General features: G+C 38.4%; 10 protein-coding genes and 2 pseudogenes. 6 read left to right on the top strand and 6 right to left on the bottom strand.

Annotated features, from left to right (window positions below; genetic code table 11):
* Positions 1-182: 182 nt before the first annotated feature.
* On the bottom strand, positions 183-923 hold the full coding sequence (locus tag ABD010_RS04610; RefSeq protein ID WP_343810677.1) for a MurR/RpiR family transcriptional regulator: 741 nt from the start codon (positions 921-923) through the stop codon (positions 183-185).
* 195 nt (positions 924-1,118) lie between these two features.
* On the opposite strand from ABD010_RS04610, the gene ABD010_RS04605 reads away from it, so the two are divergent.
* On the top strand, positions 1,119-2,453 hold the full coding sequence (locus tag ABD010_RS04605; protein WP_343810675.1) for a 6-phospho-beta-glucosidase: 1,335 nt from the start codon (positions 1,119-1,121) through the stop codon (positions 2,451-2,453).
* A 39-nt stretch (positions 2,454-2,492) separates the two neighbouring features.
* Positions 2,493-2,747 (top strand): annotated as a pseudogene (locus ABD010_RS04600) (HAD hydrolase family protein); the annotation flags it as partial.
* Here ABD010_RS04600 and ABD010_RS04595 read toward each other — a convergent pair.
* Both ABD010_RS04595 and ABD010_RS04590 read right to left on the bottom strand, forming a co-directional pair.
* Positions 2,748-3,254 carry a GNAT family N-acetyltransferase gene (locus tag ABD010_RS04595; RefSeq protein WP_343810673.1) on the bottom strand — a complete coding sequence of 169 codons (507 nt, stop codon included), beginning with the start codon at positions 3,252-3,254 and terminating at the stop codon, positions 2,748-2,750.
* 989 nt (positions 3,255-4,243) lie between these two features.
* Positions 4,244-4,978, bottom strand: coding sequence for a DUF1385 domain-containing protein (locus tag ABD010_RS04590; RefSeq protein WP_343810671.1), 735 nt, complete (start codon positions 4,976-4,978; stop codon positions 4,244-4,246).
* Positions 4,979-5,069: 91 nt separating this feature from the next.
* Between ABD010_RS04590 and ABD010_RS04585 the strand changes: the two genes are divergently transcribed.
* Entirely contained in the window at positions 5,070-5,378 is a 309-nt protein-coding gene (locus tag ABD010_RS04585; RefSeq protein WP_343810669.1) for a hypothetical protein, read from the top strand.
* Between the two features lie 324 nt (positions 5,379-5,702).
* Here ABD010_RS04585 and ABD010_RS04580 read toward each other — a convergent pair whose 3' ends face one another.
* Entirely contained in the window at positions 5,703-5,912 is a 210-nt protein-coding gene (locus tag ABD010_RS04580) for a hypothetical protein (protein WP_343810667.1), read from the bottom strand.
* Between the two features lie 372 nt (positions 5,913-6,284).
* Here ABD010_RS04580 and ABD010_RS04575 point away from each other — a divergent pair, with 372 nt between their 5' ends.
* Positions 6,285-7,736 carry an MFS transporter gene (locus tag ABD010_RS04575; protein WP_343810665.1) on the top strand — a complete coding sequence of 484 codons (1,452 nt, stop codon included), beginning with the start codon at positions 6,285-6,287 and terminating at the stop codon, positions 7,734-7,736.
* 182 nt (positions 7,737-7,918) lie between these two features.
* Here ABD010_RS04575 and ABD010_RS04570 read toward each other — a convergent pair whose 3' ends face one another.
* A complete protein-coding gene (locus ABD010_RS04570; protein ID WP_343810663.1) occupies positions 7,919-8,464 on the bottom strand; it encodes a TetR/AcrR family transcriptional regulator in 546 nt (181 codons plus the stop codon).
* Between the two features lie 132 nt (positions 8,465-8,596).
* Between ABD010_RS04570 and ABD010_RS04565 the strand changes: the two are divergent.
* Positions 8,597-10,525: pseudogene (locus ABD010_RS04565) on the top strand (MMPL family transporter); the annotation flags it as partial.
* Positions 10,526-10,891: 366 nt separating this feature from the next.
* On the opposite strand, the gene ABD010_RS04560 reads toward ABD010_RS04565, so the two are convergent.
* Positions 10,892-11,161 (bottom strand): DUF2118 domain-containing protein, encoded by a 270-nt coding sequence (locus ABD010_RS04560; RefSeq protein WP_343810661.1) that lies wholly within the window; start codon positions 11,159-11,161, stop codon positions 10,892-10,894.
* A 196-nt stretch (positions 11,162-11,357) separates the two neighbouring features.
* On the opposite strand from ABD010_RS04560, the gene gltC reads away from it, so the two are divergent.
* The coding region (gene gltC, locus ABD010_RS04555; RefSeq protein ID WP_343810659.1) for a glutamate biosynthesis transcriptional regulator GltC at positions 11,358-12,156 on the top strand (799 nt) is incomplete at its 3' end.

Here is a 12,156-nt window from a genome sequence, read left to right as displayed (position 1 = left end):
TACCCCGCATTCTTTTACCAAGAATACGGGGGGGTTAGAAAAATATTTATACTATAAAACATGACTGTTTAAATGCCTATAGCTTTTCACCATTTGACGCAATCACATCTTTTTTCCTGAAGTAACAAACCTAAAAATTAATTATTCATTTAAATCTATTAAAAACGAACACTATAATAATCTCAAAGTTTATCTCCTTCATAACTATTCAGTTTATATATTTCACGGGCCAATGATTCCAGAATATAAACTACAGGTACTTGCGTTGTAATATTAGCGTTTTCAAACCATTCCTCCGTTACATAGTATGGAATGTTTATCTCAGAGATTTTTGCAATGGTTGCATATTTATTGTTGGTAATACTAATAATCCTGCTTCCTTCATGTTTCAGTTGATTAAGGTGTGTGACAGTAAAATTATTTTCTCCCGAGACGGATAACGCAATTGTTACGCTATTATCTAACTTGGAGTGGATTGGAAAATGCGGATCTTTAATATACATCGAAAATTTACCTAAACTTGAGAAATATCTTGCCCCATACTCAGCAAGAATACCCGAGCTTCCTATTCCAATAAAAATTACACTACCTGCCTGATCAACTAAACTTGCGGCCTTTTGGATATTCTCATCTATATCTCCTTTGAACGTCCGCTCAAAAAACTCCATCACGGAATGTTGGGACTCTTTTAAGGTAGTCTTCTTATTCTTTTCCAAGTGCATTTTGAGCTTTACTTTAAACTCTGAAAAACCCTCACAATCTATTTTTCTGCAAAAACGTAAAATCGTAGCTGTCGATACATGGGCTTCATCTGCAAGTTCACGGATTCGCATATAAACAACTTTCTCACTGTTTTGGCTGATATAGTTATATAAAGAAGTTTCCAATTCATTGAATGAAGCGATCATATCGTATGTAAACATTTATGCAGCATTCCCTTTCTATAACAAAGCTAACTTAAGCTTAGCACAATTCCTTGCCAAGTTACACATTGTTACACTTATGAAACAAATGACTTTTCTTGTTATAAAAAACGAAATTCCCTCCGTCTATTTAACTTCTTACTAAATGCAGATACAATTTTTATAAAGGTTAACTATTCTGGAGGTGCAGTGAGTATGTCAAAAGGTATTAAAATTGCAACGATAGGTGGAGGATCCAGTTATACCCCCGAATTAATAGAAGGATTTATAAAACGATACAATGAATTACCAGTTAAAGAGTTATGGTTAGTAGATATTGAAGCAGGAAAAGAAAAGTTAGCAATCATTGGAAATTTTGCGAAACGGATGATTGAAAAAGCAGGTCTGCCAATCGAGGTTCATTTAACATTTGATCGAAAAGCAGCCCTAAAGGATGCTGATTTTGTTACCACACAATTTCGTGTTGGTGGTTTGGCTGCTCGTGCAAAAGATGAACGTATTCCAGTAAAATATGGGGTGCTTGGTCAAGAAACGAATGGACCCGGGGGGCTGTTTAAAGGCTTACGTACGATCCCGATTATTTTGGAAATCACGAAAGAAATGGAAGAACTTTGCCCAAATGCCTGGTTAATTAATTTCACGAATCCAGCTGGAATGGTAACCGAAGCTGTATTACGCTACTCCAATATAAGTAAAGTCGTAGGATTGTGTAATGTACCGATTGGAATGGAAATGGGTATTGCAAAATTATTGGATGTAGACCATTCCCGTGTCCGTATTGATTTTGCAGGCCTGAATCATATGGTATACGGTCTAGATGTATACCTTGATGGCGTTAGTGTGAAAGATGACGTCATTCAAAAAATATCTGATCCGGAAAACTCAAGTTTCGTTAAAAACATAGATGGAATGGGCTGGGAACCTGAGTTTATTCAAGCATTAAATGCTTTGACGTGTCCATACCATATGTATTATTACAAATCGAAGGAAATGTTGGATAAGGCGATTGAAAGCTCAAAGACGAAAGGTACGCGTGCTGAAGTCGTTCAACAATTGGAAAATGACTTGTTTGAGCTTTATAAAGACCCCGATCTTGCTGTAAAACCGCCCCAATTGGAAGAACGAGGCGGAGCATATTATTCCGATGCAGCAGTTCGTTTGATTACGTCTATCTATAACGACAAACGAGACATTCAACCGGTAAACACCATGAATCGTGGTGCCATTGCCAGTATTCCGGATGAATCAGCAGTTGAAATCAGTTGTGTTATTACCAAAGATGGTCCAATACCATTGGCAATGGGAGATCTCCCGGTTGCTGCCCGTGGACTTGTCCAGCAGATTAAGTCATTTGAACGCATTGCAGCTAAATCAGCTGTTAACGGGGATTATAATGAAGCAGTACTTGCGTTAACGATTAATCCGCTGACACCAAGTGACGCAATTGCGAAACAAATTGTAGATGAAATGATGGAGGCACATAAAGAACACCTGCCTCAATTTCAAAAAGAAACAGTTAGCATGGATTAATGCTTCATAACCGATTAAAAAATCAAAGGAGCAAATCACATGATTAAATTAGTTTTAACAGATATGGATGGAACGTTCTTGAATAACAGCGGTGACTTTAACAGGGAATTATACAAGGATGCAAAAAAGCTAATGAAAGAAAAAGGCGTTGTTTTCGCTCCCGTTACAGGCAAACAATGCGAACGTGTAGAAGAGCTATTTGGTGATGATGCAGATGATTTATGGATTTTGGGCGACAGTGCTACCCGTATCAAGCATAATGGAGAATTTGTCTATGACTCTCTTCTTAATAATCTATTTTCGTAGTTCCAACGCCATTAGTTCTTCATCATAATATGTATCGCCAAATTTAAGTGCACGTTTTTCCACCCCAAACACTTCAAAACCCAGCTTTTTATAGAGTCTTTTAGCTTTTTCATTCGTGGTTACGACGGCTAATTGCAGTATTTCTATCGCCTCAATTGATTCTGCATAATCGATTGCCTTTACCAGCAGTTGCTCCCCTGCACCTGCCCCACGCATTTTTGGGCTTACATACATCGCTAATACGTGTGCCTTATGCCTGAGCTTCAGCGGTGATTGCTGCTGAAGTACTGTCACCATACCAACCAGTTCTTCACCATTAAATGTACCAAATGTACAGTTTTCTCCTAACCGCCGAGCTGTACTTTTTATGGGTTTTTCCCTGTCCATCGCTTCCTCATAACTTGTAGCAAAAGCTTCCGGATTTTGTTTGAGCGCTTCCAGTCTTAATTTCCAATATTTATCTGCATCTGACGGTTCCAATAATCGAATATTCATGGTTCTCCTTTATCAATAAAAATTTTACGATGTCTTTATGAGCATAACATACGCCCTTATATCGAGCCAAAAGGCGTTTCCTGATAAATAGCCCCTATTTTATATAGAGGGTACAAATGATTATGCAATAAAATCTTCTCTGTCAATATCGTGGTTCTTTTTCTTGATATAATATTGGCCTTTCGTAGCAATCGCAATCACAGTTGTAAGGAAAAATAAGACGATAAAGGCAAGCTCCTATAGTTTGACCATTTTCCTACTGTCTGTTTTTCAATAGTATTTACGAAATGAGGTTCAATCTTACTTACCTGCATAACTCGTTCCATAATATCCATGTAATTCCATAAATCCTACCTCGTGAGGGCTATTCCCCCGACGCAATATTTGGCATTGATAATATATGCTCGTTTTTAACCCGGATATGCTCGGTTTCAGATCATATATGCTCGTTTCATCACCATTTATGCTCGATTTTAGATATCATATGCTCGTTTTTCAGTTAACCACTAGTCCAACCATCGAAAGCAGTTTATTGCGTTGTACCTTTTTCACAGCAGAATTGACTGTAGCGAAAGTGATATTCACGGGATGTCCAACACTTTTTTATAGCTTTGAATTCGTTTGTCAGTTCACGAAACCATTCTTCATCTTTAGTGGATAACACTAAATCTATTAAGCAAGCATTTGACCCTCTGTTACCCTAAAAGAATCAGGAAGTTTGCGAAGCCATTTATCCTCTAATTTAATCGAACGACCTTCAACTTCTTTATGATCACAAGCAATCACTTTCACCTTAACTCCTTAGTTAATTATTCCATCATAATACAGCATAAATCTTTTCGAATATCATTAGCTTACACCCTGGAGCCGACTCCAAATCAACAATTTTACGTTGAGGAAAGATAATCATAACGAGTCCATTAGACTATCTATATTGATCATAAAACATAGCCAGAAGGTGCCCCTCTGTACTTTTCCATTTTAGGATGCTAATTTCCACTCGCCAATTCTTTCTCTTCCAACTTTCTAATCGCCTCTATCGCCACAAGTAAATGTTTTTCGTCTGGTTTAGAAGTGAAAAGAAGATATTGTGCAGCCTTACCTATTACGAGTATTGCACTCCAAATGATTTTTGGTTCACCCCTCCATATCTCGTATCCAATACCCCAAGAAACCAGAAACAGCCAGAAAGCATCACCAAATGCCACGAAGAATATACAGAAACAAATGAAAATGGATGCCACCAGATTCGTACCACAATTTTTATGTGTTCTTGGCTGTTCCTTCACTTTTTCCAATGTTAAGTTCGAATCCCTATCATAAGCATTGGCAGCCATGTGTTCTGCAGAATGGTACTTTCCAATGGGAGTTATTTTTATGAAAAGACCGGCGATAATAAAGAAGCAAAACAACATCATTAAGGTGTTAACTGGAATGGAATCTAAAAAATTTGTATTCGACTTTCCGGTTAATGAAAATTCCAGCAAAAAGGAGGCTATTACATAAAACAAAAATACCTTCCAATACTCGATTATTAGTTCGAATAATAAGGAAAAAGCTCGAACAAAAGGTATCTTCGAGAAAAAAATAAATGGTTTCTTTCTACCATTCTTCCGTCTTGTAATTGTTATGATTTCCCCATCTTTGAATCGGGCTAATGACTGATATTTTGACCCTTTAAAACTGACAGAATTATATCCAGCTCTCCCTCCGTATATTTCCAACGTCTTTACCTCCCTGGTATAGGTCACATGCGCCTTGTTCACTTCTATATATCTGAAACTATTTTACCATAAATTCTAATTTCAGGAGGGTGTGCAGTCACGAAAAGACCGAATCGTTATTGGATCCGGCAGAATTTATATTGGTGGTACCAAGTTAACAGAAGTCAGAAATAGCCCATTTGAAAAATCGGGAGCCTTGGGAGCTGGTCACAAACGCTTGGAATGCAGTGATGATTTTTCAGTCATTGGCGCCTATCCTAACGGGCAGAATTATGATTTTTGCTACGGCTGCGCAGACGAACGTCCAGATAAATTAGAGAATATCAAACAAGTGCCTTTACCGGATAATGATCCACTGTTTGGTAAAAATGGTCCACTTTTTTCGTATTGGCAAAATTAAAAGGTCTGAGTATATCAGACCTTTTTGTAACCCAATTATTTAAAAGCATCTAAACTTGAATAGTGCCCTTATGCCCAGTTCAGGCGTTGTTTCTATCTCTTCACCATTGCTTTTCTTTTGGTTTATTACACTTATAGGATACATAACCTTCCTGAAGAGATTTATACACCCAATACTGCCCTAATAGAAAACATTGCAATCTTCTTCGGATTCTTTCTGTCATAAACTCCCTCCGTTCTTATTTATAACGTCAAAAAGTATAAATTATGGTTGACCCTTATAAGAAAAACTTCGGCACTCGCTATACAGCCGGGGCATCTTTGTCTAAAGCGGGCTTCTGATATTTGGTGAAGTTATCATCTGTCGTTGTACACCCGAATACCATCCTTGATGATGACAATGCGGGTTTTCTCCAAAAGCAAGATTGTAAAACAGTTTACCACTTTCTTTCCCTTCAGGTGCAACCATATAGTTTCTGATTATTTTACCATCCACTGATACAAGCATATGGCAAAAAATATATGGTCGATTCATTTTTGTACTCTCCTTTTTGTTGCATCTCGTTTACTCATGTTCTGCTTTTAAAAATTGAGTATGAACAGTCTACCATCTGGAGTTAACTCTAAGTCAATAATAAAAGACGACATCAGATATCACAAATAAACTTTTCATAAAAAGGAAAAGAAGATACATAATAAAACTGAAAATTACTTAGCCGCATTTGCAAGGTGTAATTCCATAGCGCAAAATTTTCGGATAAGCATTACGTAAATGTTGCGGGAATACTCAACAACCATCATTAGCATAAATTTCCTGGGAATCAAAGACAAGCTTAATTTAATAACAACGTTAGCGGAACGAACCCTATTTTGTATATTAAATGCCATGTTAAGGAGTTGATACAAAATGAAATTTAACAAGAAAAAAATTAACGTTGTGGATATTCAACAAACGAAAAAAAGTGTATATGCTACAGGAATAGGAAATGCTATGGAATGGTTTGATTTTGGTTTGTATTCATATTTGGCCGTTATTATTAGTCAAACCTTTTTTAGTGCTGTTGAGAATGATCAGCTCAAATTGGTGTTCACGTTTGCTACGTTTGCGATTGCCTTTTTAATGCGCCCGCTAGGCGGTGTGATCTTTGGTAAAATCGGTGATAAATCGGGGAGAAAAGTTGTTTTAACGACCACGATTATTGTAATGGCTTTTTCCACATTTCTAATCGGTGTATTACCTACGTATGATCAAATAGGAATATGGGCGCCTATACTCTTATTAGCAGCCAGAATTATTCAGGGTTTTTCAACTGGCGGCGAGTACGCTGGCGCAATGGTCTACATTGCAGAATCTTCTCCGGACAATAAACGCAATATGCTTGGAAGTGGGTTGGAGATCGGCACGCTTACTGGTTTTATATTGGCTTCAGTGCTTGCAAGTGCACTCTTTATCTTTTTATCAGATGATCAGATGGCGTCATGGGGTTGGAGATTACCGTTTCTGCTTGGCTTGCCTTTAGGGCTTATAGGGTTGTACCTAAGAAAAGGTTTGGAAGAAACACCCATTTTTGAAAATGAACTTTCCGAAGATGAAAGCGAAGAGGAAAGCTTCCTGTCCATTTTAAAAAATCACAAAAAAGATGTGCTTGTATGTTTTGTAGCTGTGGCATTTTTTAACATTACAAACTATATGCTATTATCGTACATGCCTTCATACTTAGACGAAATCATTGGATTATCCAGTACAACAGGAACCATCATAATCACTGTTATAATGGTTATTATGGTACCGCTGGCCCTAATGTTTGGAAAGCTTAGTGATAATATCGGAAACAAGACCGTTTTCCTGATTGGTTTAGGCGGATTAACGCTGTTCTCTGCACTTGCTTTCTATTTCTTGAACCTGGATTCATTAGTGTTTGTTTCTTTAGGTATCCTGATTCTGGGTGTTCTGCTTTCAACTTATGAAGGTACAATGCCTGGAACATTACCGACGATGTTCACAACAGATATTCGTTATCGAACATTAGCTGTGACCTTCAATGTCTCCGTTTCATTATTTGGCGGAACTACCCCATTAATTGCGACATGGCTGGTCTACCAAACTGGGAGTAACCTGGCACCCGGGTTCTACCTGACAATCGTTAGTATTATCGGATTTGCAGTGACAGCATTCTTTTTCACAAACACATCAGGAAAATCCCTGAAAGGTTCGTATCCAACAGTTGCTTCCAAGTCCGAGTATAAAGAAGCTGTCGAAAATCCAAAAGATGCATTATGGTGGAAAGAAGGAGTGGAAACGGCTGAAGAAATCATGCCAGTTGAAGAAAAAAAGGACAATCAGGATTCAGATAAATAAAGCAAAACATCAGGGAAGGCGGTGACACAAAGGTCATCGCCTTCCTTGTACCTCTATGTGTCCTTGGTTAATAAACATTCCGGTAATCAACTGTACCTCTTCTCTACTCTTTCCACCCCCAAGATAAGACACTGCGTTTCCTGAATTAGGTAAGCTTATAATGACGGATTACTCCAATAAATCTAATTGTTAATTTTGATATTGACCACTCTATGGAAAATTTTATCCAGCTCCTCAGAACTTTTTTCACTGTTATTACTGCGATTCCAGTCCATAATTGCCTGAAGATTCGCCCCGTAAATATAAATAATTAAATCATTAGGCACACTTGAATCCACCGAAAATCGATCTGCATTTTCTTTAATATCATGTTGAAACACGTCCACAAAGTAATTCGCTAACGTTTCGTAAAATTGACGGTCATTCTTTTGGCGCTTGCTAATGTTATCAATGCGTGTGTTGATGATATACGAAATAGATGTAAAAGGTGAATTAATACGATGTTTTAAATCCAGCTCAAAGTAGTCTTTGGAAAAGCCTTTAAATAAATGAATCAGCAGATCGTACTTATCATAAAAGTGCTTATAAAACGTTGTACGATGCACCAGGGACTCATTACAAATCATACTCACTGTTATTGACGACATGGTATGTTTTTCCAGTAAGTCGAATAGTGCTTTCGAAAGAGATCTTTTTGTTTTTATCACTCTTAGGTCGGTATTATTCATGCTACAGTTCTCCTTTTTTGTAGCTTATCTATACACTGTATGTAAATTATATCTTTATATACAGGTATATAAGTAGTAATATGCTTCATGTGCAATCTACACAGTATGTATAAAATTATAGGAGGAAGTATTTTGGCAAAGTTTTTGTACAAAACAGGTTCATTTATTGCAAAACACAAGTGGTCTGCTATAGTGGCATGGGCTGTTATTCTGGCGGCTATAGTCATCCCGCTCATCATAAATAATCCGAAGTTCTCCAGCAGCATCACGATGAATGGTTTAAGTTCATTGGATACGAATGACAAGATTGCGGAAGAATTCAATCAGGACAGTGAGAAAGCAAAAATAAGGGTTGTTTTTAAATCAGATGAAGAAAAAGGCATCACGGATAAAAGTACGATAAAGGCTGTTCGGGATGCGTTACAGGAAGTTAAAACGGACGATAAGCACGTTAATCAAATAACAGATCCGTATAAAAATAAACAAATCAATAAGGAATAGACAACAGCATTTGCCGATATTAAATATGATGTTTCGAAAACGTCCATCGACAAGGACTCCATCGACAATGTGAAAGATGCAATGAAGTCATTGGGTAAGGATATACGAACGGAATTGACTGGCAATGCAATGACCATGACAAACATCAGTTCCACTCCAGAAATTATTGGTGTTGTTGTTGCATTTATCATCTTGTTGATTGCATTTGGATCATTAATTGCAGCAGGTATGCCAATAATCAGTGCCATCATCGGGCTTGGCTCCGGGATTGGAACGATCGCCCTGTTGACGTATGCATTTGATATTCCGAATGTAACCTTAGCGCTTGCAGTTATGATTGGACTCGCGTTAGGCATCGACTATGCGCTGTTCATTCTCTTCAGATACCGTGAGATTATTAAAACGGAGTCCAACCATATGAAAGCAATTGGCATGGCGGTCGGGACAGCTGGCAGTGCCGTTATTTTTGCCGGCGTCACTGTAATTATTGCTGTATGCGGACTGTCACTTGTAGGTATCGACTTCCTGACCGTGATGGGTTTTGCATCTGCAATTACTGTGTTATTTGCGGTGTTAACTGCACTCACCCTGCTGCCGGCGTTAATTAGCATCTTCCATAAAAAAATCAAACCAAAACGGAATAAATCTGGCTACGGCAGCAATTTAAATACACCATGGTCCAAATTTGTTGTTGGCAAACCAGTCATTGCCTTTTTGACCGGACTGATTTTACTGGCTGCACTGGCTATACCATTTTCGCATATGCGTTTGGGAATTCCTGACAATGGCATGAAACCTGAAGATTCAACAGCGAAACAAGCGTATGAGCTGATGGCAGACGGTTTTGGCGAAGGAATTAATGGTCCCATCGCAATGCTTGTAGATATTTCTGATAAAGATAATCCAAAGGCATTACAAAACGATTTATCCAACATGGTGGGATATCTTCAGGACAAGGAAAATGTTGCACGAGTAACACCACCACAAATGGATGAGGATAAAGACTATGCATTGATCTCCCTCATTCCGGAAAAAGGTCCGAACCATGAATCAACCTATGACCTGGTTCATGAGCTGCGTGATTATAGCGATCATGCAGAGGATCAGTATGAATTACACACAGAAATTTCCGGCAGGAGTGTCATCAATATTGAAATGTCTGAAAAGCTGAATGATGCGATCCCATTGTTTGCGGGTGTCATTATTTTACTTGCATTCGTATTGCTGATGGTTGTTTTCCGTTCCATCATCGTACCTCTTAAGGCTGTGCTTGGATTTGTTCTGTCACTCGCAGCAACCTTAGGATTTACAACCTTAGTCATGCAGGATGGCGTTTTAAATGATCTGTTTGGCATCAGCACAACCGGTCCAATACTTGCTTTTCTGCCCGTGATAACAATTGGTTTGCTGTTTGGGCTTGCCATGGACTATGAAGTATTCCTGATGTCACGTATTCACGAAGAATACAAGCAGACTCACGATAACATCCACTCCATCAAAACCGGTCTGAAAGAAAGTGGCCCTGTTATCGTTGCTGCAGCACTAGCATTATTGAAATTATTAAGTCAACAAGGTGAGAATATCCATGACCTTAATGAGCTAATCAAACAAAACAAGATGTCTGAACAACAGGATTTGAACGCGGAGGCGTTGAAATTATTGAACCAACAAGGTGAAAACATTCATGAGCTCAATGAGTTGATGAAACGAATCGTTTATAAAAACAATGATTTTTTGTATCAGCATTATTCGTGCTGTAAGTGTTTAGAAAACTTGGCATTCGCCAAACTCTATTGCGAATGCCATAGTTGCGCTTATGCAGTAAGAAAGTATTTATACTTTCTTAACTGCCAAGAACCCCCCCATCTGTAAATCAGGTGGGGGTCTTTTATCATGTGCTTTCAAAAGGTTATCATTGGAATTGCTTTATAAATCTTCCTTTATAAAAAGAACAACATCGCCACGGACTACTTTATCACCGACTTTCACGTCTAATGCCTCCACTACCCCGTCTACTCCGGTCAAAATTTGTTTTACATTTCCCTGCTCTTCCCGAATCATTGCCAAGATTTGCTGTCCCTGAATCTTTTCTCCTGATTCAACCATAATACTTTCTACAATTCCTTTAATTGGGCTTGTGATAATTTGTCTATATCCCCAGCGTTGCGGAAACACTTCATATTCCATAACCATCATGACAATCATCTCCTTTATTTATGAACATTGGTAAAAGTATTCTATTAACTTACAGACTTGTATCATGCAGGTCAGGATGCAGAAACCGATTCTAAATTTACTGTATATTAGTAATTATATGTTTAAATTTCAATCGAAACAATATATAATTTAGATTAAAACAATCTGTTTTTGAGATGAAAGGTGGATGATAGCAATGGAGCTGCGTCAATTACAATATTTTATGGAAGTGGCAGAGCGGGAACACGTATCGGAGGCAGCCATTCATTTGCATGTGGCTCAGTCAGCAATAAGCAGGCAAATTGCCAATCTTGAAGATGAGCTTGGGGTCGAATTGTTTAGCCGCAGAGGCCGAAATATAAAGTTAACACACATTGGAAGAACTTTTTATACACATGTAAAGAATGCCGTAAAGGCCCTTGAACATGCTACCAACCAAATTGACGAATACCTGGATCCCGAGCGCGGAACAATCAAGATTGGTTTTCCGACAAGCTTATCAAGTCATCTGATGCCAGATGTGATTTCTGCCTTTAAGGATGAATACCCGAATACCAGATTCCATCTGCGGCAGGGATCGTATCAATTTTTAATTGATTCCATAAAAGCAGGTGAAATGGGTTTGGCTTTCCTTGGACCGGTTCCTAAGGACGGACCCGAAATCGAATCGCATATTTTGTTCACCGAAAACATCTTGGCGTTACTGCCAATACACCACCATTTAACAGAAAGGGAAAGTCTCAATCTTAGTGATTTGAGGGGGGATGAGTTTATCAGTTTTCCTGAGGGATATGTCCTGCGACAGATTCTCATGGATACATGCAAACAAGTAGGCTTCACCCCCGCTATTTCCGGAGAGGGAGAAGATCTTGACGCAATCAAAGGGCTAGTTTCTGCGGGCATAGGCATCACCCTTTTACCGGAGAGCACGTTTCATGAATCAACTCCAAGAATGACAGTAAAAATACCGCTTAACATTCCTGAGGTCAGGCGCA

It is taken from the genome of Virgibacillus siamensis (genome assembly GCF_039522605.1).
Taxonomy (GTDB): Bacteria; Bacillota; Bacilli; order Bacillales; family Amphibacillaceae; genus Lentibacillus; species Lentibacillus siamensis.
Note: the sequence above shows the minus strand (reverse complement) of the source record. Positions and strands in the feature narration are given on the sequence as shown.

What these genes read in the sequence shown, in the direction of transcription:
- ABD010_RS04610 (WP_343810677.1), bottom strand. Translation starts at nt 923, where the DNA reads ATGTTTACATACGATATGATCGCTTCATTCAATGAATTGGAAACTTCT.
- ABD010_RS04605 (WP_343810675.1), top strand. Translation starts at nt 1,119, where the DNA reads ATGTCAAAAGGTATTAAAATTGCAACGATAGGTGGAGGATCCAGTTAT.
- ABD010_RS04595 (WP_343810673.1), bottom strand. Translation starts at nt 3,254, where the DNA reads ATGAATATTCGATTATTGGAACCGTCAGATGCAGATAAATATTGGAAA.
- ABD010_RS04580 (WP_343810667.1), bottom strand. Translation starts at nt 5,912, where the DNA reads ATGAATCGACCATATATTTTTTGCCATATGCTTGTATCAGTGGATGGT.
- ABD010_RS04575 (WP_343810665.1), top strand. Translation starts at nt 6,285, where the DNA reads ATGAAATTTAACAAGAAAAAAATTAACGTTGTGGATATTCAACAAACG.
- ABD010_RS04570 (WP_343810663.1), bottom strand. Translation starts at nt 8,464, where the DNA reads ATGAATAATACCGACCTAAGAGTGATAAAAACAAAAAGATCTCTTTCG.
- ABD010_RS04560 (WP_343810661.1), bottom strand. Translation starts at nt 11,161, where the DNA reads ATGATGGTTATGGAATATGAAGTGTTTCCGCAACGCTGGGGATATAGA.